This is a genomic window from Streptomyces montanisoli, from assembly GCF_017813245.1.
Classification (GTDB): Bacteria; Actinomycetota; Actinomycetes; order Streptomycetales; family Streptomycetaceae; genus Streptomyces; species Streptomyces montanisoli.
This window is the reverse complement of record NZ_JAGIQL010000026.1, coordinates 25,633-50,115: the sequence shown is the minus strand read 5'-3', so window position 1 is coordinate 50,115 and position 24,483 is coordinate 25,633. Positions and strand designations below refer to the sequence as shown.

The following is a 24,483-nucleotide window of genomic DNA, read 5'->3' as shown; positions in this document are numbered from 1 at the left end:
GACAGGAACCCCATGAGCGACACTTCCTCACCATTCGGCTTCGAGCTCGTGCGGCGTGGTTACGACCGCGGTCAGGTGGACGACCGCATTACCAAGCTCGTCGCCGACCGGGACAGCGCGCTGTCCCGTATCACCTCTCTGGAAAAGCGCATCGAGGAGCTCCACCTCGAGACGCAGAACGCCCAGGCCCAGGTCAACGACGCCGAGCCGTCGTACGCCGGGCTCGGCGCCCGCGTCGAGAAGATCCTCCGCCTCGCCGAGGAGGAGGCGAAGGACCTGCGTGAAGAGGCGCGCAGGGCCGCCGAGCAGCACCGTGAGCTCGCCGAGTCGGCGGCCCAGCAGGTGCGCAACGACGCGGAGGCGTTCGCCGCCGAGCGCAAGTCGAAGGCGGAGGACGAGGGCGTCCGCATCGTCGACAAGGCGAAGGGCGACGCGTCCACGCTGCGCTCCGACGCGCAGAAGGACGCGCAGTCCAAGCGCGACGAGGCCGAGGCCCTGTTCGAGGAGACGCGCGCCAAGGCCGCCCAGGCCGCCGCGGACTTCGAGACGAACCTGGCCAAGCGCCGCGAGCAGTCCGAGCGCGACCTGGCGTCGCGTCAGGCGAAGGCGGAGAAGCGCCTGGCGGAGATCGAGCACCGCGCCGAGCAGCTGCGCCTCGAGGCCGAGAAGCTGCGTACGGACGCGGAGCGCAGGGCACGCCAGACGGTGGAGACCGCGCAGCGCCAGTCCGAGGACATCGTCGCGGACGCGAACGCCAAGGCGGACCGCATCCGCAGCGACTCGGAGCGCGAGCTCGCGGCCCTGACCAACCGTCGCGACTCGATCAACGCGCAGCTGACGAACGTCCGCGAGATGCTCGCGTCGCTGACGGGTGCCGCGGTGGCCGCGGCCGGTACGCCCGCCGACGACGAGCCGGTCTCCCGCGGCGTGCCGGCGCAGCAGTCCCGCTGATCCGGGCACGGTACGCGGACCGTTCGGTAACAGTTCTGTCAGCCCCTCGCCACCCCGGTGGCGAGGGGCTTTGCGCGCCTCTAGGTTGGCCAGCATGATCGAGGTCGAGGGGCTCACGAAACGCTACGGCCGCAAACTGGCGGTCGATCACCTGTCTTTCCAAGTGCGACCAGGTGTGGTGACGGGCTTTCTGGGGCCGAACGGCGCCGGGAAGTCCACCACGATGCGCATGATGCTCGACCTGGACAACCCGACGAGCGGCTCTGTCCGCATCAACGGCCAGGGCTACCACGACCTGCCCGACCCGCTGAAGCACATCGGCGCGCTGCTCGAGGCGAAGGCGATGCACGGCGGGCGCACCGCCTACAACAACCTGCTGTGCCTGGCGCAGAGCAACCGCATCCCGCGGCGCCGGGTCGACGAGGTGCTCGACATGGTCGGGCTCACGGCCGTCGCGAAGAAGAAGTCCAAGGGGTTCTCGCTCGGCATGGGGCAGCGCCTCGGCATCGCCTCCGCGCTGCTCGGCAACCCCGAGATCCTGATGTTCGACGAGCCGGTCAACGGCCTCGACCCCGAGGGCATCCACTGGATCCGCAACCTGATGAAGGCCCTTGCCGCCGAGGGGCGCACGATCTTCGTGTCGAGCCACCTGATGAGCGAGATGGCGCTGACGGCCGACCACCTCATCGTCATCGGCCAGGGCCGGCTGCTCGCCAACACGTCGATGGCGGACTTCATCCACCAGAACTCGCGCAGCTACGCGCGCCTGCGCTCGCCGCAGCCCGAGCAGCTGCGCGATGTCCTGCGGGACGCGGGTTACGCGGTGACCGAGGCCGGCGGCGGGGCGCTGGAGATCGACGGTGCCGAGACGGAGCGCCTGGGCGAGCTGGCGGCCGAGCACCGGATCGTCCTGCACGAGCTGAGCGCGCAGCGCGCCTCGCTCGAAGAGGCCTTCATGCAGATGACCGCCGAGTCGGTGGAGTACCACGCGCACACCGGCGGCGAGGAGCCGGGCGGGCAGCTGCCGCCCGGGGGCGGCTGGGGCCCGGAGCAGGCCCCGCAGCAGGCCCAGCAGCCCGCCTGGGGGCAGGGCTGGAACCAGGGCGGGCGCGACGGCCGCCGCGACAAGGAGATCTGAGCGATGGCATCGGCAGCGGCGGTCCTCCAGTCCGAGTGGACCAAGATCCGCACGGTCTCGTCCACGACGTGGACGCTGATCAGCGTGTTCCTGGCGACCGTGGTGATCGGCGGCGTGATCTCCGCCGTCTCCAACTCGACCTTCGGCGATCTCTCCGACGTCTCGCAGACGACCTTCGACCCCACCCTGACCAGCTTCTCCGGCATGGTCCTCGGCCAGCTCGCGATGGTGGTCTTCGGCGTGCTGGTGGTCGGCTCCGAGTACTCCTCCGGCATGATCCGCACCTCGCTGGCCGCCGTGCCGCGGCGGGCGACGTTCCTGTTCAGCAAGATCGGCGTGGCGGGGCTGCTGGCGCTGGTCGTCGGGCTGATCACCGGTTTTGTCGCGTTCTTCATCGGCCAGGCGCTGCTCGGCGACCACAGCACCACGATCGGCGAGCCCGGCGTGCTGCGCGCGGTGATCGGCAGCGGGCTCTACATGTGCCTGATCGCGCTCTTCTCCATGGGCATCACGGTGATGCTGCGCAGCTCCATGCTGTCGCTGGGAATCCTGATGCCGTTCTTCTTCCTGGTGTCCAACATCCTGGCGGCCGTGCCGAAGGCCAAGGACGTCGCGCACTACTTCCCCGACCAGGCCGGGCAGAAGCTCCTGCAGGTCGTGCCGGACGCCGCGAACGGCGGCGGCGGCTCGTACGGCCCCTGGGGCGGCTTCGGGATCATGTGCGCGTGGGTGGTCGCGGCGCTGATCGGGGGCTACCTGGTGCTGCGAAACCGCGACGCGTAGCCGGGGCGCGGGCCGCGCGGGCGGGGGCGTGGACGCAGGCCCGCGCGGTTATGGCTTGGCCCGTCCCGTGCCCGTACGGATATCCTCGCTGGTGCGAGTACCGACCGTCGATGGGGCTGGAGATGATCGAGGCCGCCGGCCTGACCAAGCGCTACGGCGCCAAGACCGCCGTTCACGACCTCACCTTCGAGGTGCGCCCCGGGCATGTGACGGGCTTCCTCGGCCCCAACGGCTCGGGCAAGTCCACGACGATGCGCATGATCGTCGGTCTCGACCGGCCGACGAGCGGCACCGTCACCGTCGGCGGCCGGCCGTTCCGGCAGACGCCGAACGCGCCACGCAAGGTCGGCGCGCTGCTCGACGCGCAGGCCGTGCACGGCGGGCGCAGCGCGCGCAACCACCTGCTCTCGCTCGCCCAGCTGTCCGGCATCCCGGCCTCCAGGGTCGAAGAGGTGCTCGACGTGGTGGGCCTGCGCGACGTGGCGGGCAAGCGCTCCAAGGGGTTCTCCCTGGGGATGGGGCAGCGCCTCGGCATCGCGGCCGCGCTGCTCGGCGACCCGCAGGTGCTGCTGTTCGACGAGCCGGTCAACGGCCTCGACCCCGAGGGCATCTACTGGGTCCGCACGCTGATGAAGCGGCTCGCCGCCGAGGGCCGCACGGTCCTCGTCTCGTCGCACCTGATGAGCGAGATGGCGGTGACGGCCGACCACCTGCTCGTCATCGGCAGGGGCAGGCTGCTAGCCGACATGAGCGTGCGCGAGTTCATCTCGCGCAACTCGGCGGACTTCGCGCGCGTGCGGGTCGCCGACGACGCCGCCGGGCGCACGGGAGAGCTCGCCGCGGCCGTCGCGGAGGCGGGCGGCAGGGCGCTGAAGGAACCGGACGGCGCGCTGCGCGTGACGGGGATCGACCTGCCCCGCATCAGCGACCTCGCGCACAAGGCGGACATCAGGCTGTGGGAGCTCTCGCCGCACCACGCCTCCCTCGAAGAGGCGTACATGCGTCTGACGCAGGACGTGGTCGACTACCGGTCGACCGACGACGAGCTCGCGGGGTTCACGCCCCCCGAGGACGAGGCGCACCCGCTCGACACCGCGCCCGGGCCGCCCGAGGTGCCCGAGGTGCCCGCGCAGGGCTGGTACGCACCCCCGCCGCCGGGCCAGGCACCGCCGCAGACCAGGAGCAGGCCATGAACCCGGACACCGACGTGCGCGGCTACGTGTCGCCCATCGAGGTGCGCAGGGCGCACCTCGGGGACGCGATCCTCGCCGAGTGGACGAAGATGCGGTCCGTGCGCTCGACGATGTGGACGCTCGGCGCGCTGGTCGTCGTGGTGCTCGGCGTGGGCACGGTGATCCCGTGGGCGGTGCGGACCGACGCCCCGGGCCCGCAGGGCGACCCGCCGCTCGCGTACGGCTTCTTCGGGGTGCTGCTCGGCACCGTCTGCGTGATCACGCTCGGGGCGCTGTCGTTCTCGTCCGAGTTCGGCACCGGCCTGATCCGTACGACCCTGACGGCCTGCCCGAGCCGCGCCCGGGTGCTGGCGGCCAAGACGGCGGTGTACTTCTGCCTGGTCTTCGCGCTGACGCTGGTGCTCACCGTGATCGCGGGCATCTTCGAGGTGGTGATCATCAACTCGCCGAACCCGGGCCCGACGGTATGGGCACCCGCGACGGTCGGCGTGAGCGTCTACATGGCGCTGCTCGGTGTCCTGTCGCTGGCCGTGGGCGCGATGGTCAGGCACGCGGCGGGCGCGGTCACGGCGATGCTCGGGATCGTGCTGCTGCCGCTGGTCGTCGCGATGTTCCTGCCCAGGCCGCTGAGCGGTGTCAGGTCGGTGCTGCTGAACTACTCGATCCCGAGCCAGCTCGTGTCCTTCTACGGTGCGTTCGGCGGCTTCGCCAACGGGTCGCAGCCGAGCGGCTGGGTGTCGCTGTGGATCCTGCTCGGCGTCGTCGCCCTGGCGATGGCCGGGGCGTACGTGGCCCTGGACCGGCGGGACGTCTGACGCCGCACGCGGGACGTCCGAGACAGCACGCGGGCCCCACGGAGGCCGCACGCGGGGCGTCGGCGGCCGCACGCGGGGCGTCGGCGGCGCCTCAGTAGCGTGGCGCGTTCCGTGAACGCTGCACGCGGGCGCCGCGCCGGTCCTTCGCGTTCCAGCACGACTGGTGCCAGTGGCGCCTGTCGTCGACGCCGCCGTACTCGGGCCAGGCCACGACGTGCGGCACGTGCGAGGGGATCTCCTGGTCGCAGCCGGGGCACCGGTAGCGCTTGCCGGCCGCGCTGGCCCCGGCCACGTGGCGCACGGCCCACTCCTCGCCCTGCCACGACTCGGTGCGCTGGAAGCCGCCGTAGCGGCTGCCCGCGTCGCCGCCGCCCCGGTCGGTCGGCTTCTCGCCGCCTCGTGGGCGGTTGCGACGTGGGGACATGAGGCACCTCACGGGGCGTGCGGCAGGACTGGCAGGACTGCGTTCCAGCGTAAGGGCTCCGTTACGGCGTGAGGGCGCGCGGCGGCTTGGCGGGCCGGGGCGTGAGGGCTCTCTTTTCGCCACAAACAGGGGGCAATTACCGGACAATCGCAAGATCTTGGTCCTCAGCCGTGCCTTTGGCACGTGTCAGGCGTTACTGCCGGGAGAGGGGAGCCGCTTCGGCCGCGAGGAGGCGAAGGCGATGCGTGTGGGGAACGAGACCCGTACGGGAACGCGCCTGGGGACGTTTGTGCTGGCAGCGCAGTTCCCCGGGCAGGGGCAGGGCGAGGCCCTGCACCGAGCCGTACGTACGGCGCAGGCCGTGGAGGACGCGGGGCTCGACGACGTGTGGCTCGCCGAGCACCACTTCGTCCCGTACGGCGTCTGCCCCTCGGCCGTGACGCTCGCGGGGCTGCTGCTCGGAAGGACGCGGCGCATCCGGGTGGGTACGGCGGTCAGCGTGTTGCCGAACACGCATCCGGTGACGCTCGGCGAGCAGGCGGCGCTGCTGCACGTGCTCTCCGACGGCCGGTTCTCGCTCGGCGTCGGCCGGGGCGGGCCCTGGGTCGACCTGGAGGTGTTCGGAGCCGGTCTCGCCGCCTTCGAGCGGGACTTCCCCGAGGCGCTCGACCTGCTGCTGCGGTGGCTGCGCGAGCCCAGGGTCGACGCGCTCGGCCCGCGCTTCACGTTCCGCGAGGTGCCCGTCGTACCGCGCCCCGACGAACTGCTCGACGTGCCGGGCCCCGAGGTGGTGGTGGCGTGCACGTCGCCGAAGAGCGTACGGCTCGCGGCGGAGCGCGGCCTGCCGATGCTGCTCGGCATGCACGCCGACGACGAGGAGAAGGCCGGCATGGTCGCCCTCTGGCGCAGGCACGCGCGCGAGGCGGGTCACGACCCCGAGGGCGCGCACGTGTCGGTGGGGGTGGCGCAGATCGCGGACAACCGCGCGGAGGCGACGGAGACGCTCCTGAAGGCGCTGCCCGGCTGGCTGCGCCAGGGGCTCGGCGCGCACACCACCGTGGACGGCAGGCGGCGTTCGATGCGCGACCCGCACGACTACACGGAGCTGCTGTGCGCGCTGCATCCGGTCGGGCCGCCCCGGCTGGCCGCCGACCGGCTCGCCGCGACGTCGGAGCGTACGGGCGTCACGCGCTTCGCCCTGATGGTGGAGGGGTCGGGCGACCTGGCCGCCACCGAGGAGAACGTGCGGCGCCTGGGCGCCGAGGTCCTGCCGCAACTGGTGTGACGTGCGGGGCGCGAGGGGCGCGAGGGGCGCGCAAGGCCTGGCCGAATCCGGCGGGTCGCCACCGGGTCACACCGGCGTGCGCGCCCACGCGCGGCGCGTGGCGGGCTCACCGGCCCGCGCGAAGCGGGCGGACGCGGGCCGCCCCGCACCGATCACCCCCTCCGGTGCGAGGCGGCCGCGCGGCCGAGTACGCGGCTGCGTGCCCGTCAGCAGTCCCGCAGTTCGGGCGACTGGTTGAGCAGCTGGGCCCGCACGGACGTGAAGCGGGAGAGCCGCTCGTCGACCGAAGGATCCAGCGGGAAGACCGCCACGCGGTGGCAGTTCTGGAACGCGAGGCGCACTCCGAAGTGGCGCTGGAGCGCACCCCGTATGGAGTCACTCGCGAGCGCGCGCAGCAGCTGACCTCGTGCGTGCTCGTCCGGCGGGGGCGTCTGGTTGTCGGCGAACTCGCCGCCGTCGACCTTCAGCTGGGCCACCAGTGAGCTGATCATCTCCCACGCGTAGGGCAGGGAGGTCCTTACGCAGTCGACGAAGTCGGCTTCGTCGACCTCACCTCGCTCGGCCTGCTCCAAGAGCGCCGGTGAGACGTCGAGCGACATGGGTTCTCCTCTCGCGACCCCGCGATCGGGGTCTTACGGCCAGGGAATGGGGGCCGGGGGCGACGCAGAGTGCACGACCGGCGACCTCCTGCTTACACGTTAGGCGCGCCGCCAGGCCCGCACCAGGCAGAAGGGAGCACAACCGGCCACAGCCGAACGGGGCTTGTGGGGCGAATCGCGTCCTGGGACAGCAGTCGAGTAGCGTTGCGGACCATGCGTCTCGTCATCGCCCGCTGCTCCGTCGACTACGCGGGCCGGCTCACCGCCCACCTTCCGTCCGCTCCCCGCCTCATCCTGGTCAAGGCCGACGGCAGCGTGTCGATCCACGCCGACGACCGTGCGTACAAGCCCCTCAACTGGATGTCGCCACCCTGCACGCTCAAGGAGGCCGACGGCGTCTGGACGGTCGTCAACAAAGCGGGCGAGAAACTGATCATCACCATGGAGGAGGTCGTGCACGACTCCTCGCACGAGCTGGGTGTGGACCCCGGCCTGATCAAGGACGGCGTGGAGGCGCACCTGCAGGAACTCCTCGCGGACCGCATCGAGACCCTGGGCACGGGCTACAGCCTGATCCGCCGCGAGTACCCCACCGCGATCGGCCCCGTGGACATCCTCTGCCGGGACGGTGACGGCGGCACGATCGCGGTGGAGATCAAGCGGCGTGGCGAGATCGACGGTGTGGAGCAGTTGACCCGCTACCTCGATCTGCTGAACCGCGACCCCCATCTGTCGCCGGTGAAGGGCGTGTTCGCGGCGCAGGAGATCAAGCCGCAGGCGCGTGTGCTGGCGACGGACCGTGGCATCGGCTGCGTGGTGCTCGACTACGACGCGCTGCGTGGCATCGAGGACGACAAGCTCCGCCTGTTCTGACCGGCGGGGCAGCCCGGCGGGCGGCAGGCGGCCCCGCCGGGCGTCACTGAGCGGACTGCGAGGCCGTCGCCGACGCGGACTGCGCCGACTGGGACTGCCCGCCGCCGGAGATCGTCTCAGACGTCGTCTCCGAGGGGGACGTGCTGCTCGGCGGCGGCGTCGTCGGCGAGTCGGTGGGCGATGTCGAGTCGCTCGGGGGCGGTGGGGACGTCGACGTGGACGAGCCGTCCGTCGGCGACGACGAGGACGACGACGGGGACGACTCGCCGGGTGACGTCGACGTGCTGCCCCCGGTGCCGGACGGCGAACCGGAATCGCCGTCGCCCGTCGTGCCGGTGGACCCCGTTCGCGAATGCGACGGCCCGCCCGGCGCTCCCCCGGCGTCCGGCGGCGACGCCGCGCCCGACGGCCCCGACGCGGACGGCGACGACGACACCGAACCACCGGCGCCATGCGAGGACGTCGCGTGCGAGTGCGTCGCCTGCGGCGCGTCCGTCGCCGGCTCCTGCGGCGGCAGCCCGTCGCCCTCGGGGTCCGACTGCTCCGTCGCCGTGTGGGTGGACTGCGGGCTGTTGTCCGACGCCATGCCCAGCGTCACGACCGTGCCCATCACCGCGGCGAGCACCGCACCGGCGCCCGCGGCGACCATGTTGCGCTTCGCGCCGCCGATGAGCCTGCGCCCGCCGCGCGGACGCGGCACAGGGCCTGACACCACCGGCTCCCGCAGCGGCGCGGTCTCGGCCGCACCGGCCGGCAGGGCGGCCACGATCGGCGTGGGCCGCGTCTCGTTCGGCTGCGTCTCGTATTCCTGTGCCGGACGCGGCGTCACGGGCACCGGCATCGTGCCGAGTTCCAGGTCGGACACGAGCGCGAGCGCACGGCGGCCGGCCACCGTGCCGCTCTTGTCGGCGACGATGCCGCGCATGCCGATGGACGCCTCGAGCTCGGCACGCGCCCGGTCGAGATTGCCCGCGCACAGCGCGAGCACGCCGAGCTCGTGGTGGAAGTACGCCTCCTCTGCGACCTCTCCCGCCGCGCGCGCCGCGCCCTGCCCGGCACGCAGCGCCTTCTCCCACAGCCCCCAGCGCAGCCCCGCGAGGAGTACGGGAGCGGCGCTGCGCGCCAGCCGCAGGGCCGTGCCGGCGGCGTCGGGCACGAGGGGGCCCATCGCGGCGAGCACCGCGTCGCCCTCCTGTGCGACACGCTCGGCGGTGACGGAGGGGTGCCCCGTCCACCAGGTGTAGTGCTCGGCGGCGGTGCGCGCGTGCCCGGCCGCGTCGTCCCCGTAGCCGTACGCGAGGAGCTGCGCGGCGACGCCGGGCGCGAGGCGGTACCGGCCGCCCACCGGGGTGAGCAGCGCGCAGTGCAGGAGTTCGCCGAGTGCGGCGTCGGCGTGGGTGTCGCCCACCAGCGCGGGCAGGTGTGCCTGGTGCGGCACCTCGCCGCCCAGCGCCACCGCGAACCTGAGCGTCTCGCGCGCGGACTCGCTGAGCCGGGAGGCGAGCAGACCGGCAGGCGCGGCGCCCTCGCCGAGGCTGGGCAGCGGGACGTCCTGGCCGCCGTCCGCGCCCGGCGCGGTGTCGAAGGCGGGGTCGAACGGGGTCTCCGCGGCCGTGTTGGTGCCCGCGCCCGTGCCCGTGCCCGCGCCTTCCGGATGCTCGGCGAACGCCTCGAACTCGTCGAACCGCTGCGGCGCCGCCCTGAGCCGGTCGCGCTGCCGCAGCAGCGCCCCCGCCTGGACGAACCGCAGGGGCAGGCCCTCGGACTCGAACCAGAGGTCGCCGGCCCAGTTCTTCTCGGCCTCCGTCAGCGGCCGCTCCACGGCCCGTTCGAGGATGTCAAGCGAGGCGGCGCGGCCGAGGCCCGCCAGGAGCACCTCCTCCACGCCGGCGCCGGGCGACGGGGCGGGCACGTCGGGCGTCACGGCGAACAGGAAGGCGCACTCGGGGGTGGCGGACAGCAGGTCGTCCAGCGCCTCCCCGCCGATCTCCAGGTCGTCCACGAGGACGATGGCGCCTATCTCCCGCACGGCGGCGAGGAGTTCGACGCGGTGCGGCCGGTGGAGCGCGGCCGAGCCGAAGACCGTCGCATAGAGCTCGTAAAGCAGGTCGGTCGCGGTGCGGCGGTAGCCGTTCAGGCGTATCAGCCCGTCGGGCGCGAGGGTCGCGCAGCGTGCGGCGACGGCGTCGAGCAGCGCGCTGCGGCCCGAACCCGGGACGCCGAGCAGGCGTATGGAGCGCCCGCGGCCCAGCAGGCCGACGAGCTGGTCGTGTTCGGCCTCCCGCTCGAGCAGCGGCTGCGGCGGGGCGGCGGGGCCCGGCGGAACGGAGGGCCGTCCCGCGCGCCGGAGTGCCGCGCGTTCGTGCGCGTCGCGCCGCACCGGCGGCCCGGGGCGCTGCCCCGGCGCGCACGGCTCGATCTCGCTGCCGTCCACGGGGTTGACGGTGACGAGGAAGTCGCCGGATATCAGCTCGACGGTGCGGGCGGGGTGCGCGGCGGACGTGTGGGCGGCCGACGGCTGCCCCAGCGCGGCCGTGGCGGCCTCGCGTCGTGCCGGCCGGCGCTCCGGAAGTGCGGCGGGGCGGCGCTCCTCGCCGGGCCCGTGCTCCTCGGGTCCCGCGCTCATCGGGTCCATGGCAAATCCCCCAGATCGTGGCAGTGCGGGGCCGGACAGAGAACCCCCGCACTGTATCCAGGAACGCCCGTGACAGTAGAGGCAGGTGGGGCAGGAAAGACAAGCCGGCCGGGAGCCGCGGAGGGTGCCCAGCTCAGCGCGGTGCGCTGGGCGCGGCGCGGTGCACGGGGCACGACGCGATACGCGAGGCACGGCGCGGAGCGCTGGACGCGGCGCGGGGTACTGCGCGCGGCCGGCGTCTCAGACGCGCGGCAGCGACTCGGCGGCGAGCCCGCCCTCGATGGCGAGGATGCGGTGCAGGCGCGTGGCCACCAGCAGGCGCTGCATCTGCGGCGGCACGCCGCGCAGTACGAGCCTGCGGCCGCACCGCCCCGCGCGCCGGTGCACGCCCATGATGACGCCGAGCCCCGTGGCGTCCCAGGAGTCGAGGCCGGTCAGGTCGAGCACGAGGTCGCCGGCTCCGTCGTCGACGGCCGCGTGCAGGACCGTTCGGGCGTCCGCCGCGCTGCGGACGTCGAGGCGTCCCCCGACGACCAGCTCGGCGTGGTCGCCCCTGATGTGCATATGCGCTCCCCGAGAGTGCCGTACCGCTGCGTGCTGGCAGCGCCTGCGTCACGCGCGCCGGTACCGGCCGCGCGCCGGTTGCAACAACTGACTGCCCGAGGGGCCGGGAAGTTGCCGCCTGTAAGCGAACCGATATCGAACTCGCCCCCTTCTCACCCGATCGGGTGAGCGGGAGCGGTCCGTCGTCGTGTTCGGTGCTTACGAAAATTCAGTGCTTGTAGAACCCCTGCCCGCTCTTGCGGCCGATGTCACCCGCGTCCACCATCCGGCGCATCAGCTCGGGCGGTGCGAACTTCTCGTCCTGCGACTCGGTGTAGATGTTGCCCGCGGCGTGCAGCAGGATGTCGACGCCGGTGAGGTCGGCCGTGGCGAGCGGGCCCATTGCGTGGCCGAACCCCAGCTTGCAGGCGAGGTCGATGTCCTCCGCCGTGGCGACGCCCGACTCGTAGAGCTTGATCGCCTCTACCACGAGGGCCGAGATCAGCCGGGTCGTGACGAAGCCGGCCACGTCGCGGTTGACGACCACGCAGGTCTTGCCGACGGACTCGGCGAACTCCCGCGCGGTGGCGAGCGTCGCGTCGCTCGTCTTGTAGCCGCGCACCAGCTCGCACAGCTGCATCATCGGCACGGGCGAGAAGAAGTGGGTGCCGACGACGCGTTCCGGGCGGGTGGTGCCGGCCGCGATCTTCGTGATCGGGATGGCGGAGGTGTTGGAGGCGAGCACGGTCTCCTCCCCCACGATGGCGTCGAGCGCGCGGAAGATCTCGTGCTTCACGTCGAGCTGCTCGAAGACGGCCTCCACCACGAGGTCGGCGTCCGCCACCGCGTCGAGGTCGGTGGTCGTGGTGATGCGGCCGAGCGCGGCCTCGGCGTCCGCCGCCGCCATCTTGTCCTTCGCGACGAACCGGTCGTACGAGGCCTTGATGGTGTCCGTGCCCCGGGTGAGGGCCGCGTCCGTGACGTCACGCAACACGACGTCCCAGCCCGCCTGGGCGGAGACCTGCGCGATGCCGGATCCCATCAGCCCTGCCCCGATGACCGCGAGCTTCCTCGCCACGACACACCTCTCGATTCTCCCGGGCGAGCAGCCGGGCCCTGACGGCTGGGCCGCTCTGCGACGCGCGCCGACGAGTGCGGCGCTCTGCGGAGGTTAGCGGTCCCCGGCGGCCGTGGGGCGGTTCAGAGACACGCGTCACGTCTCAGATGACGGACATCACACCGGGGCCGCGGAGCGCGCCGGTTCTGGCTTACGGGACTTGGCCGCCTCGCGTCCGTTTATCCCATCAGCATCGTCCGCAGCCAGGCCAACTGACCACCCACCAGCAGCGGGAGTGGGTCGTCCGCTGTGGCACCGGCCTCTTCGCGCGGAAACGGGCTACGGCGTGCTGGTCGCCGCCGCGCTCGCGACGGTCTCCCTGGCCGCGGGAGCGCGCGCTTTCCGCAGGGTGTGAGCGCGGGCGGCGGCACGGTGCCTACCCTGTGGGCATGGTCAATCTGACGCGCATCTACACCCGCACCGGCGACAAGGGCACCACCGCGCTCGGCGACATGAGCCGGGCGCCCAAGACCGATCCGCGGATCGGCGCGTACGCCGATGCCAACGAGGCCAACGCCGCGATCGGCACGGCGATCGCGCTCGGCGGGCTGCCCGAGGACGTCGTGAAGGTGCTCGTGCGCGTGCAGAACGACCTGTTCGACGTCGGCGCCGACCTGTCCACACCGGTCGTGCCCGACCCCGAGTACCCGCCGCTGCGCGTCGAGCAGCAGTACGTCGACAAGCTGGAGGCGGACTGCGACCACTACCTGGAGGGCCTGGAGAAGCTGCGCAGCTTCATCCTCCCCGGCGGCACGCCGGGCGCGGCACTGCTGCACCAGGCGTGCACCGTGGTGCGCCGGGCCGAGCGTTCGACGTGGGCGGCCTTCGAGACGCACGGCGAGACGATGAACCCGCTGGCGGCGACGTACCTGAACCGCCTGTCCGACCTCCTGTTCATCCTGGCGCGCGTGGCGAACGGGGAGGTCGGCGACGTCCTGTGGGTGCCGGGCGGCGAGCGCTGAGCCGCGGGCCCGGGTCGCGGGAGCGCGGCCCCGGCCCGCGGGAGTGCGGCGGCCCGCGCACGGACCGATCACCGCCGCGCGTTCCCGGCCCCGCCCCGCGGTTGCCGCTTCGGGAAGAGCGTGTACGACAGCGCGATCACGCCGTGGATCCCGGCGAGCGTGAGCGCGGAGGTGCGCCAGTGGGCCAGCGGCACGGTGCGTGCGCTGTCGCCGACGTACCAGATCGCGAGCTGGAGCAGCGCCAGCGCGACGGCCGCCATCAGCAGGGTCCGCAGCCACAGTTTCGCCTCGTGGACCGCGCGCGGTGCGCCGTAGCGCGGTGGTTTGGGCGGGCGCGGGCCGTCCGCGAGGCGGTGGGCCGCGTGGCCGTCCAGCCACCGGAGCGTGTACCGGCCGTAGGCGACGGTGTAGCCGATGTAGAGGGCGGCGAGACCGTGCTGCCAGTCAGGGTGCCCGCCGTCCCGCAGGTCGACCGCGGTGACCACCAGCAGGGCCACCTCAAGTACCGGCTCCACCAGCAGCACCGCGGCGCTCGTCCGCCGCAGGCGCGTTCTGTAGCGCAGTGCGAGCCCTGTCCCGAGCAGCACCCAGAAAGCCACCTCGCAGGTGACGATCATCGCAAGAACCACGGCGGGCCCGCCTCCCCTCTCGTCTCCCTTCCAGGCTCGGGGCAGCCGTGGGCCGATGCGTCGTCGCCGGTGACGAACCGCGCCTGCATCGTTCGATGTAGTGGCGTGTCGGCCGCCGCGCGGAGGCGGCGTGCCGCGTGGCCGTGTTGGATGGAGCGATGAGGACGGTCGCCATCCCGCGCCCGCACCGCGACGACGTGCTGATCGGCGCGGCCGGGCTGTGCGGCGGCCTGCTGCTGTGGGCGGTGGGCGCCCACACGAGGTCGGGGCCCGGCGCGCCGGCGTGGGCCCTGCTCCCGCTCGTCGTGACGGCGATGTGCGAACCGCTGCGCCGGACAGCGCCGCGCACCGCGCTCTCTGTCGGGGTGCCGGCGCTCATAGGCGACGCCTTCACGGTGGGGAGCATCGCGACGGTCCTGATGTTCACGGACCTCGTCTACGCGGCGGCACTCTACGGGCCGTCGTCCGTCGGCCGCCGGCTTCCCCGGGTCACCGCGCTTGCCACGGTCACGGTCGCCATCGGCTCGGTGGCGTGGCTGTCCAGCGTGAACGGGATGCTGCTCGGCGTGGCCGCGGGGCTCGTGCTGTTCGCCCCGGCCGCCACGGGCTCCCTCGTACGCACCCACCGCGACGCGGCGGACGCGGCGGTGCTGCGGGCCGAGCAGACCTCGCTGCTCGCCGAGGCCGACCGGGCCCAGGCGGTGGCCGCGGAACGCATCAGGATGGCGCGCGAGTTGCACGACCTCATCGCGAACCACCTGTCCGCCATCGCGATCCACTCCACCGCCGCGCTGTCGCTCAATGACGCGGTCACCTCACGAGAGGCCCTCGCCGTGATCCGCGAGAACAGTGTGGAGGGGCTCGCGGAGATGCGCAGGCTCATCGAGATCCTGCGCAGTGCTGACGGCAAGGACGCCGAGCCTGCCGCAGCGCCCAGCCTGGACGCGCTGGACGCCCTGCTCGACCATGCCCGCAGGAACGGCACGGGCGCCGAACTCCGCTTCACCCTGGACGACCGCCGCACCGCCAGGAGGGCGCCGTCCGCGCCGGTCGGCCTCGCCGCGTACCGCATCGTCCAGGAGTCGCTGGCCAACGCGCTCAAGTACGCGGCGCCCGGCGAGGTGCGTGTGGTGCTCGCCGACACGGACGCCGCGCTGAGTGTGCGGGTGGACAGCGTGTACGGCGCCGAGCGCGGCGCCCGCGATCGCCTTCCCGGCTCGGGGCAGGGGCTGGTCGGGATGGCGGAACGGGCCGCGCTGCTGGGCGGCACCTTCGAAGCGGGACCGGCGGCGGGCCGCGACCGGCAGAGCGGCCGGGACGGCGACACCGGGCTGTGGCGCGTGCGTGCGGTGCTGCCCGACCATGCTGACGGCTCGGCGCGCCGGCGGGGGCGGGCCCGCCAGGCCGGGGCGGACCGCAGGGACGGGAGCGCGCGACGATGACGATCCGGGTACTGGTGGCCGAGGACCAGTCGGCAGTGCGTGCCGGGCTCGTGCTCATCCTGCGCGGCGCGCCGGGCATCGAGATCGCCGGGGAGGCCGGGGACGGGGAGAGTGCCGTGGAACTGGCGCGTGAGCTGCGCCCCGACCTGGTGCTGATGGATGTCCGCATGCCCCGGCTCGACGGCGTGTCGGCGACCCGGCGCATCGTCGCCGAGCGGCTGGCCGACGTTCTGGTGCTCACCACGTTCGACCTGGACGAGTACGTCTTCGGCGCGCTGCGGGCCGGGGCAGCGGGGTTCTTGCTGAAGAGCACCGAGGCGGCCGATCTGGTGGCGGCCGTCCGCACGGTCGCCGCGGGCGACGGCGTCGTGGCACCGGCCGTGACGCGCCGGCTGATTGCCAAGTTCGCGGCGGTGTCCCCCAGCGCGGCGTCCGCGGACGCACCGGACCCGTCCGTCCTAGACACTCTGACGCGCCGGGAGCGTGACGTGCTGCGCTGCCTCGGGGAGGGGCTGTCGAACAGCGGTATCGCGGACCGGCTCACCATGGCCGAGGCCACCGCGAAGACCCATGTGAGCCGGGTCCTGGCCAAACTGGGCCTGCGCAGCCGCATGCAGGCCGCCGTGCTCGCCAGGGAGCTGGCGCACGAACTGGGGCGCGAGCCCGGCTACTTCGGGCCGCGGTCGAAGACCGACTTCGACCAGTAGTGGCCGAGCGCGCAGAGAGCCAGGCACCAGGCGAGTGCGATCCACCAGTTGTTGCCGATCCCGGTGCCGAGCAGGAGCCCGCGCAGGGTCTCGATGGCCGGTGTGAACGGCTGGTACTCGGCGATCGGCCGGAACCAGCCTGGCATCGTGGAGGCCGGGATGAAGGCGCTCGACACGAGCGGCAGGAGGATCAGCGGCATGGCGCTGTTGGAGGCCGCCTCGGCGTTCGGGCTCGCCAGGCCCATCGCCACGGCGATCCAGGTGAGCGCCAGGGCGAACAGCGCGAGCAGGCCGAACGCCGCCAGCCACTCCAGGGGCGTGGCGTCCGCGGAGCGGAAGCCGATGGCCACGGCGACGGCGCCGACGAGGACCAGGCCGGCGAGGGCCTGGAGCACGCTGCCTGCGACGTGCCCGATGATCACGGAGCCGCGGAGGATCGGCATCGTGCGGAAGCGGGCGATGATGCCCTCGGTCATGTCGGTGGCGACGGACACCGCGGCCCCGATCACCGTGGAGCCGATGGTCATCATGAGGATGCCCGGGACGATGTAGGCGATGTAGGCGGAGCGGTCGGCGCCGCCGCCGATGCCCGCGCTCATCACGTCACCAAAGATTTGAAGTGCTCTTCCGGCTGGAGCCGGGAGATTCCTGCTTACCTTGCGGTAGCGGGCTTGACGCGCTTGGCGCGCCTGACGACTGCCCTCCCGGCAGCCGGGATGAGCGCGAGGCCCATCCGGTACAGGTGCAAGACGTTCCGGGCCGCGTTGTGGTCGGCGTTGCCCGACCAACCGCAGTCCGGGTTCTTGCACACGAACACGGCCTGGGACTCCCGGCTACCGGGCGTGGTGACGCCGCACGCCGAGCAGCGTCGGGAAGTGCCGGGGGCGGGAACCTTGTGCAGGGTGCCGCCGAGCCGGGCGGTCTTGTACGTCAGCATGGTGACCGTCCGGCCTCATGCCTCTCCACTGATGGAGCGGTTCAGCCCAGCCTTCTGGGCAACGTTCTTCCCCGGCTCCTCGATGGTTCCCCTGGCCGACTTGACCATGTTCGTGACGGTGAGTGCTTCGACGACGACGGTGCCGTAGGTGCGGGCGATGGCGGTCGTCGTCTGGTGCTGCCAGTCCAGGGCCCGGCGCTTGGCTTTCGCGCGCAGTCCTGCGATCTGGTCATACGTGCGCTGCAACCGGCGACTCGTGCGCTCGCCGTGTCTACGGTGCTGCCTGCGCTGCGCGGCGCGCTGCTCCAAACGCAGGAGTTTCGCCTGCTCCTTGCCGGTCAGCCATGCGCCGTGCTCGTAGGTCTCGCCGTCCGAGAGGGCGATGGGCACGGTAATACCTACGTCGATGCCGACGTCCGGCCCCCGGTGGGGATTGGGCCTGGCCTCCACGGTCTGCACGCGGAAGGCGATGTGCCAGCCGAGCGCGTCCTTGATCAGCCTGGCCCCAGTGACCCGGCTCTCCATATTGGCGTGCCTGCCCACGGGCAGGTCCTTGGTCCACCGGAAGCGAACCCGCCCCACCTTGGGAACGTTGACCATGCCCCACCTGCGGTGCACACGGGCGATGTTCAAATCCCGGCCCTGCGGGATGTCCACCGACATCCCGGCGCGAAACCGGCCCTTGAAGTTCGGGGCGCCTGCGCGGTGTTCCCAGCAGTTCTTCCACGCCCGGAAGTATGTTTTGAGCACTGCTTGCGCGGCCTGGGCGGGCAGGACAGCCAGGAAATCGATGTCCTCGCGGGCCTGCCGGATCGCCGCGTCCGCATTCGCGAGCGTCCGCTTCTCCTTCGGCATCATCCGCCACCACGCGTGCAGCAGATTCCACATCGTGCGGGCCGCATGCGCCTGAGCGTCCGTCTTGATCACCTCGGCAGGCGACAGTGCGAGCCGGGCACGGTGCCCGAACTGCCGCTTGACCAGGATGGCTTGACTCACAAATAGGAGCCTAGCATTGGTTTATCTCACCGCGCTGGACACCTAATCCCGATGTCAGAACCGGTCGCCATGTTGTCCACACCTTGCACGTTCACTTGGTTTTCGTCACCAAGTACCGACGGAACGCGATCACCGACGCCATGCTGACCCGCATCGAAGAGATCATGCGGGAGGTCTGCGCCGACTTCGAGGCCGAGCTGAAGCAGTACAACGGCGCACACGACCACGTCCACCTACTCGTGCACTACCCGCCCACCGTCCAACTCTCCAAGCTGGTCAACTCCCTCAAAGGCGTCAGCTCCCGCAGACTCCGCCAGGAATACGACAACCACGTCCGCCACCACCTGTGGGGCGGACACTTCTGGTCCGGCTCCTACTACGCAGGATCATGCGACGGCCCACCCCTGACCGACATCAAGCTATACATCGAAAACCAGCAGCGCCCCGTCTGACCGCCACCTCGCAGGCACAGAGAGCTCCAGTGCTGCGCGCCTCCGGGACACATACACACGGCTGCAAGCGGCGGCGCTGCCCGCAGAAGCATCCGCAGCTCGCATCAGAGAGATAAGGAAGAACGCATGAGCCACATCGACGACGCGTCCACCCTGCCCGTGACCTGGTGGAAGTCCTCGCACAGCGACACCGGCGCCCAGTGCGTCGAGTTCGGCATCGTGGACACATCCACCGAGGCCGTGGCCATACGCGACAGCAAGAACCCGACCGGCCCCGCCCTCCTGCTCTCCTATGCGCCCGTCAACGGGCTCGTCGAAGCACTCAGGAGCGGCGAGCTGCGCTGACACGGTCCGTCAAGGCCAGGGGCCCCGTTCTCGACGTTCGAGAACGGGGCCCCTGGCGTCTCAACTGGCGCCTGCGACTTGAGCGATCGCCTCCCGGACGCGGAGTGGCCGCCGAATCCACCGACTTTGGTCTGGACCTATTGACGAGTGGTCCAGACCACTCTAGTGTCCCGGGCACGTCAAGGCTCCGGCCGGCGTCCGGCCGTGCCCGAAGCCACCACGAACTGTCCGGTTCGCATTTTCAGGAGCACCCGTGATGCCTTTCCGTACGCTCCCCCATCCCCGCCTCAGATCGAGAACGGCCGCGGCGCTCAGCGCCCTGCTGCTGCCGCTCGCCGCGCTGGTGGCCCTCACCTCACCCGCCCACGCAGCCGCCGCGTCCACCTCGGCCACGGCGACGTTCGTCAAGACGCAGGACTGGGGCACCGGTTTCGGTGGCCAGTGGACCGTGAAGAACACCGGGACCACCTCCCTGTCCTCATGGACCGTCGAGTGGGACTTCCCCACCGGCACGTCCGTCACCTCCGCGTGGGACGCCGACGTCACCCACTCGGGCAACCACTGGACCGGCAAGAACAAGAGCTACAACGGCACGCTGGCGCCCGGCGCCTCCGTCAGCTTCGGCTTCAACGGCGCGGGACCCGGCGCGCCGAGCTCCTGCACGATCAACGGGGCGTCCTGCGACGGCGGCCCGTCCGCCCCCGGTGACAACCCCCCGTCCGCGCCCGGCACGCCCACCGCGTCCTCCGTCACGGACACGTCGGTGAAGCTCGGCTGGGCCGCCGCCACCGACGACAACGGCGTCAAGAACTACGACGTCCTGCGCGACGGCACGAAGGTCGCGACGGTGACCGGCACGAGCTACACGGACACCGGCCTGACCGCCGGCACCGACTACTCCTACAGCGTGCAGGCGCGTGACACCGCCGACCAGACGGGGCCGGTCAGCGGCTCCACCGCCGTGCACACCACGGGCGGCGGCACGGACCCCGGCGATCCGGGCGATCCCGGCACCACGGGCAAGGTCAAGATGGGGTACCTCACCGACTGGGGCACCTACCAGCGCGACTACCAGGTCAAGAACCTGGTGACCTCCGGCTCCGCGGCAAAGATCAACACCATCAACTACGCGTTCGGGAACGTCACGAACGGGAAGTGCGCCATCGGTGACGCCTACGCCGACTACCAGAAGACGTTCACCGCGGCCACCAGCGTCGACGGCACCGCTGACACCTGGGACCAGCCCGTCGCGGGCAACATCAACCAGCTGCGCGAGCTGAAGAAGAAGTACCCGAACATCCGCATCCTCTGGTCGTTCGGCGGCTGGACCTGGTCCGGCGGGTTCGGCCAGGCCGCGCAGAACCCGGCCGCGTTCGCGCAGTCCTGCTACGACCTGGTCAAGGACCCCCGGTGGGCCGACGTCTTCGACGGCATCGACATCGACTGGGAGTACCCCAACGCGTGCGGCCTGTCCTGCGACACCAGCGGCCCCGACGCGCTCAAGTCTTTGACGCAGGCGCTGCGCGCCAAGTTCGGCAGCGACGCCCTCGTCACCGCGGCCGTCACGGCCGACGCCTCGTCCGCCGGCAAGATCTCCAAGCAGGACTACGCGGGCGCCGCGAAGTCCCTCGACTGGTACAACGTCATGACGTACGACTTCTTCGGCGGCTTCAGCCCGAAGGGGCCCACGGCCCCGCACTCGCCGCTCACGTCGTACGACGGCATCCCCACGCAGGGCTTCGACTCGGCGGACGCCATCGCCGCGTACAAGGCGCAGGGCGTGCCGGCGAGCAAGCTGCTCCTCGGCATCGGCTTCTACGGCCGCGGCTGGACGGGCGTCACGCAGGACGCGCCAGGCGGCACGGCGACGGGACCGGCGCCCGGCACGTACGAGCAGGGCATCGAGGACTACAAGGTCCTCAAGAACACCTGTCCGGTCACCGGGACGGTCGCGGGCACCGCGTACGCGCACTGCGGCAGCAACTGGTGGAGCTACGACACGCCCTCGACCATCGCGGGCAAGATGGCCTGGGCGAAGCAGCAGGGCCTGGGAGGCGCGTTCTTCTGGGAGTTCAGCGGCGACACCGCGAACGGTGAGCTGGTGACGGCGCTGTCCAACGGCCTCGGCTGACCGACGCGCACGGCAAGCTGATGGGGCGGCACCCGTAGGGTGCCGCCCCATCACGCGTCAGGCCACATTTACTCTCTGGCCCGGGGGCGCCGCCTCCAGCCACGCGAGGAAGCCCGTGAGCGCGTCGTCGCTCATCGCCAGTTCGAGGCGCACCGAACCGTGCATGCACGCCAGCACCACCGCGTCCGACAGCAGCGCCAGCTCCTCCTCGCCCTCCGGGGCGCGGCGGGCGACCACCTCGATCGCCGAGCGCTCCAGCGAGCGGCGCGGGCGCGGCGCGTAGGAGAAGACGCGGAACCAGTTGATGCGGTCGCCGTTGTAGCGGGCCACCCCGTACACCCAGCCCTTGCCGGACGGGTCGGGAGTCTCGGGCAGGTTCCAGCGGACGCTGCAGTCGAAGGTGCCGCCGGAACGCTGGATGAGCCGCCGGCGCAGGCCGAAGACGAAGAGACCCAACGCAACCAGGACGACGACCAGCACCGCGACAAGCAGAGCGAGGGTCATCTACACCGACCTCCTCGCCTCATCCGGTCCGTCCACGCACCTGACCTGCTCCGCCCTTCCCACCCGCACCGCCTCAGCCGCGGCCCGGCTGGAGGTGTCCAGCGCGAAGCCGCGGCTGAGGGGTGAAGCAATCGGGCGGCGCTACTTCGCCGCCACCGCACGCATCCGGACGTCGGCGCGCCGCTCGGCGACCGCGTCATCGTCCGACTTCGCACGCGCCAGCGCACGCTCGGCGCGCTGGGGGTCGATCTCGTCCGCCAGCTCGGCGACCTCGGCGAGCAGCGACAGCTTGTCGTCGGCGAACGACAGGAAGCCGCCGTGCACCGCGGCGACGACCGTGCCGCCGTCGCTCGTCCTGATGGTCACGGGGCCGGACTCCAGCACCCCGAGCACCGGCTGGTGACCGGCCATGATGCCGATGTCACCTGAGCTGGTGCGCGCGACGACCAGGTGGGCCTCGCCGGACCACACGTTGCGGTCAGCCGCGACCAGCTCCACGTGCAGATCAGCCAAGGGGGGCTCCTCGGGTCAGCACCCGGCCGTTCGACCGGGTGTCGATGTCAATTCTAGAGGGTGCGCGGGTGAGCGCCGGGAGCGGGGCGGCCGACGGCCGGCTGCCCCGCTCCCACGAGTGGTACGTGCGGCCCTCGGCGTCAGGAGACGCCGAGCTCCTTCGCGTTCTTCTTCAGGTCCTCGATGCCACCGCACATGAAGAAGGCCTGCTCGGGGAAGTGGTCGTACTCGCCGTCGCAGATCGCGTTGAACGCCGCGATCGACTCGTCGAGCGACACGTCGGAACCGTCGACGCCGGTGAACTGCTTGGCGACGTGCGTGTTCTGCGACAGGAACCGCTCGACGCGACGGGCGCGGTAGACGGTGAGCTTGTCGTCCTCGCCGAGCTCGTCCATGCCGAGGATGGCGATGATGTCCTGGAGGTCCTTGTACTTCTGCAGGATCGCCTTGACGCGGCTGGCCGTGTCGTAGTGCTCCTGCGTGATGTAGCGCGGGTCCAGGATCCGGGACGTGGAGTCCAGCGGGTCCACGGCCGGGTAGATGCCCTTCTCCGAGATCGGCCTGGACAGCGTCGTCGTCGCGTCGAGGTGCGCGAACGTCGTGGCCGGGGCCGGGTCGGTGAGGTCGTCCGCGGGCACGTAGATCGCCTGCATCGAGGTGATCGAGTGACCGCGCGTCGAGGTGATGCGCTCCTGGAGGAGGCCCATCTCGTCCGCCAGGTTCGGCTGGTAGCCCACCGCTGAGGGCATGCGGCCGAGCAGCGTGGAGACCTCGGAGCCCGCCTGCGTGAACCGGAAGATGTTGTCGATGAAGAACAGCACGTCCTGGCTCTGCACATCGCGGAAGTACTCCGCCATGGTCAGGCCGGCCAGGGCGACCCGTAGACGGGTGCCCGGGGGCTCGTCCATCTGGCCGAAGACCAGCGCGGTCTTGTCGATGACGCCGGACTCGGTCATCTCCTCGATGAGGTCGTTGCCCTCACGGGTGCGCTCGCCGACGCCCGCGAACACCGACACACCGTCGTGGTTGTTGGCGACGCGGTAGATCATCTCCTGGATGAGCACCGTCTTGCCCACGCCGGCGCCGCCGAACAGGCCGATCTTGCCGCCCTTGACGTACGGGGTCAGCAGGTCGATGACCTTGATGCCGGTCTCGAACATCTCGGTCTTCGACTCGAGCTGGTCGAAGTTGGGGGCCTTGCGGTGGATGGACCAGCGCTCGGTGATCTCCGACTCGGCGCTCGGGTCGTTGAGCACCTCGCCGAGGGTGTTGAAGACGCGGCCCTTGGTGACGTCGCCGACGGGCACGGTGATGCCCGCCCCGGTGTCGGTCACCGGGGCCTGGCGGACCAGGCCGTCGGTGGGCTGCATGGAGATCGCGCGGACCACGCCGTCGCCCAGGTGCTGGGCGACCTCGAGGGTCAGCGTCTTGCGCTTGCCCGCGTCGGCCGGGTCGTCGACCTCGACCTTGAGGGCGTTGTAGATCTCCGGCATCGCGTCGACGGGGAACTCCACGTCGACGACCGGGCCGATGACCCGGGCGACGCGGCCCGTGGTGGTCGGCGCCTCAGCTGTGGTCGTCATTACTTTTCACTCCCCGCGTTCGCGTCGGCCAGGGCACTGGAGCCACCGACGATCTCGCTGATTTCCTGGGTGATTTCGGCCTGGCGGGCCGCGTTGGCGAGCCGGCCGAGCGTCTTGATCAGCTCACCGGCGTTGTCCGTCGCCGCCTTCATCGCGCGGCGCGTGGCCGCGTGCTTGGAAGCCGCGGCCTGCAGGAGCGCGTTGTAGATGCGGCTCTCCACGTAGCGCGGCAGCAGGGCGTCGAGGACGCCCTCGGCCGACGGCTCGAACTCGAACAGCGGCAGCGCCTCGGGCTTGCCGACCGCTTCGGTCGAGGGGTCGTCCTCGAGCCGCAGCGGCAGCAGCCGCGGCGCGACGGGCGTCTGCGTGAGCATGGACTCGAACTCGGTGAACACGATGTGGAGCTCGTCCACGCCGCCCTCGGCCGTGTCCTGCTGCACCGCCGCGATCAGCGGGGCCGCGATCTCCTTGGCGTTCGCGTACACGGGGTTGTCGGTGAAGCCGGTCCACGACTCCGTGACCTTGCGCTCACGGAAGCCGTAGTAGGCGACGCCCTTGCGGCCGACGATGTAGCTGTCGACCTCCTTGCCCTCGCCGCGCAGCTGCTCGGTGAGCCGCTCGGCCGCCTTGATCACGTTGGAGGAGTAGCCGCCGGCCAGACCGCGGTCGCTGGTGATGAGCAGCAGCGCGGCACGGGTCGGCGAGGCCGCCTCCGTCGTCAGCGGGTGCTTGGTGTTCGACCCCGTCGCCACCGCCGTGACGGCGCGCGTCAGCTCCGTCGCGTACGGCGTGGAGGCCGTCACCTGGCGCTGAGCCTTGATGATCCGCGAGGCCGCGATCATCTCCATCGCCTTGGTGATCTTCTTGGTCGCGGTGACGGATTTGATGCGACGCTTGTAGACCCGGAGCTGCGCTCCCATGAGTCA

At 71.6% G+C, this 24,483-nt stretch carries 25 protein-coding genes and 1 pseudogene; 13 read left to right on the top strand and 13 right to left on the bottom strand.

Going from position 1 to position 24,483, the window contains the following annotated elements:
- Window positions 1-12: 12 nt before the first annotated feature.
- From JFN87_RS09345 to JFN87_RS09325, 5 genes are all read left to right on the top strand, one after another.
- Window positions 13-951 carry a coiled-coil domain-containing protein gene (locus JFN87_RS09345; protein ID WP_209339468.1) on the top strand — a complete coding sequence of 313 codons (939 nt, stop codon included), beginning with the start codon at window positions 13-15 and terminating at the stop codon, window positions 949-951.
- Window positions 952-1,045: 94 nt separating this feature from the next.
- A complete protein-coding gene (locus JFN87_RS09340; RefSeq protein ID WP_209339467.1) occupies window positions 1,046-2,089 on the top strand; it encodes an ABC transporter ATP-binding protein in 1,044 nt (347 codons plus the stop codon).
- Between the two features lie 3 nt (window positions 2,090-2,092).
- Complete coding sequence (locus JFN87_RS09335; RefSeq protein ID WP_209339466.1) at window positions 2,093-2,872, top strand: ABC transporter permease; 780 nt, start codon at window positions 2,093-2,095, stop codon at window positions 2,870-2,872.
- Between the two features lie 122 nt (window positions 2,873-2,994).
- Window positions 2,995-4,065: an ABC transporter ATP-binding protein gene (locus tag JFN87_RS09330; RefSeq protein WP_209339476.1), complete on the top strand. Its 1,071-nt coding sequence runs from the start codon at window positions 2,995-2,997 to the stop codon at window positions 4,063-4,065.
- Window positions 4,062-4,880 (top strand): ABC-2 transporter permease, encoded by an 819-nt coding sequence (locus tag JFN87_RS09325; RefSeq protein ID WP_209339465.1) that lies wholly within the window; start codon window positions 4,062-4,064, stop codon window positions 4,878-4,880. The genes JFN87_RS09330 and JFN87_RS09325 overlap by 4 nt, the downstream gene beginning before the upstream one ends.
- A 91-nt stretch (window positions 4,881-4,971) precedes the next feature.
- Here JFN87_RS09325 and JFN87_RS09320 read toward each other — a convergent pair whose 3' ends face one another.
- Complete coding sequence (locus JFN87_RS09320) at window positions 4,972-5,304, bottom strand: Rv1322 family protein (protein ID WP_209339464.1); 333 nt, start codon at window positions 5,302-5,304, stop codon at window positions 4,972-4,974.
- Window positions 5,305-5,545: 241 nt separating this feature from the next.
- On the opposite strand from JFN87_RS09320, the gene JFN87_RS09315 reads away from it, so the two are divergent.
- Window positions 5,546-6,589 carry an LLM class flavin-dependent oxidoreductase gene (locus tag JFN87_RS09315; RefSeq protein ID WP_209339463.1) on the top strand — a complete coding sequence of 348 codons (1,044 nt, stop codon included), beginning with the start codon at window positions 5,546-5,548 and terminating at the stop codon, window positions 6,587-6,589.
- Between the two features lie 206 nt (window positions 6,590-6,795).
- Here the strand turns inward: JFN87_RS09315 and JFN87_RS09310 are convergent, their stop codons facing one another.
- Complete coding sequence (locus JFN87_RS09310) at window positions 6,796-7,188, bottom strand: SCO5389 family protein (protein WP_030899949.1); 393 nt, start codon at window positions 7,186-7,188, stop codon at window positions 6,796-6,798.
- A 213-nt stretch (window positions 7,189-7,401) separates the two neighbouring features.
- Here JFN87_RS09310 and nucS point away from each other — a divergent pair, with 213 nt between their 5' ends.
- Window positions 7,402-8,061 carry an endonuclease NucS gene (gene nucS / locus JFN87_RS09305; RefSeq protein ID WP_209339462.1) on the top strand — a complete coding sequence of 220 codons (660 nt, stop codon included), beginning with the start codon at window positions 7,402-7,404 and terminating at the stop codon, window positions 8,059-8,061.
- 43 nt (window positions 8,062-8,104) lie between these two features.
- Here nucS and JFN87_RS09300 read toward each other — a convergent pair whose 3' ends face one another.
- The 3 genes from JFN87_RS09300 to JFN87_RS09290 all read right to left on the bottom strand — a co-directional run bounded on the left by JFN87_RS09300 (window position 8,105) and on the right by JFN87_RS09290 (window position 12,317).
- Window positions 8,105-10,687, bottom strand: coding sequence for an ATP-binding protein (locus JFN87_RS09300; protein WP_372449208.1), 2,583 nt, complete (start codon window positions 10,685-10,687; stop codon window positions 8,105-8,107).
- 249 nt (window positions 10,688-10,936) lie between these two features.
- Window positions 10,937-11,260 (bottom strand): STAS domain-containing protein, encoded by a 324-nt coding sequence (locus JFN87_RS09295; RefSeq protein WP_209339460.1) that lies wholly within the window; start codon window positions 11,258-11,260, stop codon window positions 10,937-10,939.
- A gap of 208 nt (window positions 11,261-11,468) precedes the next feature.
- Window positions 11,469-12,317, bottom strand: coding sequence for a 3-hydroxyacyl-CoA dehydrogenase family protein (locus tag JFN87_RS09290; RefSeq protein WP_209339459.1), 849 nt, complete (start codon window positions 12,315-12,317; stop codon window positions 11,469-11,471).
- 428 nt (window positions 12,318-12,745) lie between these two features.
- Here JFN87_RS09290 and JFN87_RS09285 point away from each other — a divergent pair, with 428 nt between their 5' ends.
- Entirely contained in the window at window positions 12,746-13,318 is a 573-nt protein-coding gene (locus tag JFN87_RS09285; protein ID WP_209339458.1) for a cob(I)yrinic acid a,c-diamide adenosyltransferase, read from the top strand.
- A gap of 68 nt (window positions 13,319-13,386) precedes the next feature.
- Here JFN87_RS09285 and JFN87_RS09280 read toward each other — a convergent pair whose 3' ends face one another.
- Window positions 13,387-13,947: a hypothetical protein gene (locus JFN87_RS09280; RefSeq protein WP_209339457.1), complete on the bottom strand. Its 561-nt coding sequence runs from the start codon at window positions 13,945-13,947 to the stop codon at window positions 13,387-13,389.
- Window positions 13,948-14,105: 158 nt separating this feature from the next.
- Here JFN87_RS09280 and JFN87_RS09275 point away from each other — a divergent pair, with 158 nt between their 5' ends.
- Both JFN87_RS09275 and JFN87_RS09270 read left to right on the top strand, forming a co-directional pair.
- Window positions 14,106-15,389 (top strand): sensor histidine kinase, encoded by a 1,284-nt coding sequence (locus tag JFN87_RS09275; RefSeq protein WP_209339456.1) that lies wholly within the window; start codon window positions 14,106-14,108, stop codon window positions 15,387-15,389.
- On the top strand, window positions 15,386-16,096 hold the full coding sequence (locus JFN87_RS09270; protein WP_209339455.1) for a response regulator: 711 nt from the start codon (window positions 15,386-15,388) through the stop codon (window positions 16,094-16,096). The genes JFN87_RS09275 and JFN87_RS09270 overlap by 4 nt, the downstream gene beginning before the upstream one ends.
- Here JFN87_RS09270 and JFN87_RS09265 read toward each other — a convergent pair.
- The 3 genes and pseudogenes from JFN87_RS09265 to JFN87_RS09260 form a co-directional block, all read right to left on the bottom strand.
- Window positions 16,057-16,710 (bottom strand): annotated as a pseudogene (locus JFN87_RS09265) (ABC transporter permease); the annotation flags it as partial. The gene JFN87_RS09270 and the pseudogene JFN87_RS09265 sit on opposite strands and share 40 nt — an antisense overlap.
- 38 nt (window positions 16,711-16,748) lie before the next feature.
- Window positions 16,749-17,033 (bottom strand): zinc ribbon domain-containing protein, encoded by a 285-nt coding sequence (locus JFN87_RS34665; protein WP_504739776.1) that lies wholly within the window; start codon window positions 17,031-17,033, stop codon window positions 16,749-16,751.
- A 15-nt stretch (window positions 17,034-17,048) separates the two neighbouring features.
- Window positions 17,049-18,029: an RNA-guided endonuclease InsQ/TnpB family protein gene (locus tag JFN87_RS09260; RefSeq protein ID WP_504739775.1), complete on the bottom strand. Its 981-nt coding sequence runs from the start codon at window positions 18,027-18,029 to the stop codon at window positions 17,049-17,051.
- A 23-nt stretch (window positions 18,030-18,052) separates the two neighbouring features.
- On the opposite strand from JFN87_RS09260, the gene tnpA reads away from it, so the two are divergent.
- The 3 genes from tnpA (at window position 18,053) to JFN87_RS09245 (ending at window position 20,957) form a co-directional block, all read left to right on the top strand.
- The gene (gene tnpA, locus JFN87_RS09255) at window positions 18,053-18,481 is read left to right on the top strand and encodes an IS200/IS605 family transposase (protein ID WP_209339475.1); all 429 of its coding nucleotides are present in this window, start codon (window positions 18,053-18,055) and stop codon (window positions 18,479-18,481) included.
- Between the two features lie 126 nt (window positions 18,482-18,607).
- Window positions 18,608-18,826, top strand: coding sequence for a DUF397 domain-containing protein (locus JFN87_RS09250; protein WP_209339453.1), 219 nt, complete (start codon window positions 18,608-18,610; stop codon window positions 18,824-18,826).
- A gap of 256 nt (window positions 18,827-19,082) precedes the next feature.
- Window positions 19,083-20,957 carry a glycoside hydrolase family 18 chitinase gene (locus tag JFN87_RS09245; protein ID WP_209339452.1) on the top strand — a complete coding sequence of 625 codons (1,875 nt, stop codon included), beginning with the start codon at window positions 19,083-19,085 and terminating at the stop codon, window positions 20,955-20,957.
- 57 nt (window positions 20,958-21,014) lie between these two features.
- On the opposite strand, the gene JFN87_RS09240 is transcribed toward JFN87_RS09245, so the two are convergent.
- The 4 genes from JFN87_RS09240 to JFN87_RS09225 form a co-directional block, all read right to left on the bottom strand.
- Window positions 21,015-21,461 (bottom strand): DUF2550 domain-containing protein, encoded by a 447-nt coding sequence (locus JFN87_RS09240; protein ID WP_209339451.1) that lies wholly within the window; start codon window positions 21,459-21,461, stop codon window positions 21,015-21,017.
- 141 nt (window positions 21,462-21,602) lie between these two features.
- Window positions 21,603-21,974: a F0F1 ATP synthase subunit epsilon gene (locus JFN87_RS09235; RefSeq protein ID WP_209339450.1), complete on the bottom strand. Its 372-nt coding sequence runs from the start codon at window positions 21,972-21,974 to the stop codon at window positions 21,603-21,605.
- A gap of 140 nt (window positions 21,975-22,114) precedes the next feature.
- Complete coding sequence (gene atpD, locus JFN87_RS09230; protein WP_209339449.1) at window positions 22,115-23,557, bottom strand: F0F1 ATP synthase subunit beta; 1,443 nt, start codon at window positions 23,555-23,557, stop codon at window positions 22,115-22,117.
- A complete protein-coding gene (locus tag JFN87_RS09225) occupies window positions 23,557-24,477 on the bottom strand; it encodes a F0F1 ATP synthase subunit gamma (RefSeq protein ID WP_209339448.1) in 921 nt (306 codons plus the stop codon). Before JFN87_RS09225 ends, atpD begins: the two co-directional genes overlap by 1 nt.
- Between the last annotated feature and the right edge of the window lie 6 nt (window positions 24,478-24,483).

Excerpts from the sequence above, each read along its gene's own strand:
- JFN87_RS09345 (WP_209339468.1), top strand. The coding sequence starts at position 13 with ATGAGCGACACTTCCTCACCATTCGGCTTCGAGCTCGTGCGGCGTGGT.
- JFN87_RS09340 (WP_209339467.1), top strand. The coding sequence starts at position 1,046 with ATGATCGAGGTCGAGGGGCTCACGAAACGCTACGGCCGCAAACTGGCG.
- JFN87_RS09335 (WP_209339466.1), top strand. The coding sequence starts at position 2,093 with ATGGCATCGGCAGCGGCGGTCCTCCAGTCCGAGTGGACCAAGATCCGC.
- JFN87_RS09330 (WP_209339476.1), top strand. The coding sequence starts at position 2,995 with ATGATCGAGGCCGCCGGCCTGACCAAGCGCTACGGCGCCAAGACCGCC.
- JFN87_RS09325 (WP_209339465.1), top strand. The coding sequence starts at position 4,062 with ATGAACCCGGACACCGACGTGCGCGGCTACGTGTCGCCCATCGAGGTG.
- JFN87_RS09320 (WP_209339464.1), bottom strand. The coding sequence starts at position 5,304 with ATGTCCCCACGTCGCAACCGCCCACGAGGCGGCGAGAAGCCGACCGAC.
- JFN87_RS09315 (WP_209339463.1), top strand. The coding sequence starts at position 5,546 with ATGCGTGTGGGGAACGAGACCCGTACGGGAACGCGCCTGGGGACGTTT.
- JFN87_RS09310 (WP_030899949.1), bottom strand. The coding sequence starts at position 7,188 with ATGTCGCTCGACGTCTCACCGGCGCTCTTGGAGCAGGCCGAGCGAGGT.
- nucS (WP_209339462.1), top strand. The coding sequence starts at position 7,402 with ATGCGTCTCGTCATCGCCCGCTGCTCCGTCGACTACGCGGGCCGGCTC.
- JFN87_RS09300 (WP_372449208.1), bottom strand. The coding sequence starts at position 10,687 with ATGAGCGCGGGACCCGAGGAGCACGGGCCCGGCGAGGAGCGCCGCCCC.
- JFN87_RS09295 (WP_209339460.1), bottom strand. The coding sequence starts at position 11,260 with ATGCACATCAGGGGCGACCACGCCGAGCTGGTCGTCGGGGGACGCCTC.
- JFN87_RS09285 (WP_209339458.1), top strand. The coding sequence starts at position 12,746 with ATGGTCAATCTGACGCGCATCTACACCCGCACCGGCGACAAGGGCACC.
- JFN87_RS09275 (WP_209339456.1), top strand. The coding sequence starts at position 14,106 with ATGAGGACGGTCGCCATCCCGCGCCCGCACCGCGACGACGTGCTGATC.
- JFN87_RS09270 (WP_209339455.1), top strand. The coding sequence starts at position 15,386 with ATGACGATCCGGGTACTGGTGGCCGAGGACCAGTCGGCAGTGCGTGCC.
- JFN87_RS34665 (WP_504739776.1), bottom strand. The coding sequence starts at position 17,033 with ATGCTGACGTACAAGACCGCCCGGCTCGGCGGCACCCTGCACAAGGTT.
- JFN87_RS09250 (WP_209339453.1), top strand. The coding sequence starts at position 18,608 with ATGAGCCACATCGACGACGCGTCCACCCTGCCCGTGACCTGGTGGAAG.
- JFN87_RS09245 (WP_209339452.1), top strand. The coding sequence starts at position 19,083 with ATGCCTTTCCGTACGCTCCCCCATCCCCGCCTCAGATCGAGAACGGCC.
- JFN87_RS09240 (WP_209339451.1), bottom strand. The coding sequence starts at position 21,461 with ATGACCCTCGCTCTGCTTGTCGCGGTGCTGGTCGTCGTCCTGGTTGCG.
- atpD (WP_209339449.1), bottom strand. The coding sequence starts at position 23,557 with ATGACGACCACAGCTGAGGCGCCGACCACCACGGGCCGCGTCGCCCGG.
- JFN87_RS09225 (WP_209339448.1), bottom strand. The coding sequence starts at position 24,477 with ATGGGAGCGCAGCTCCGGGTCTACAAGCGTCGCATCAAATCCGTCACC.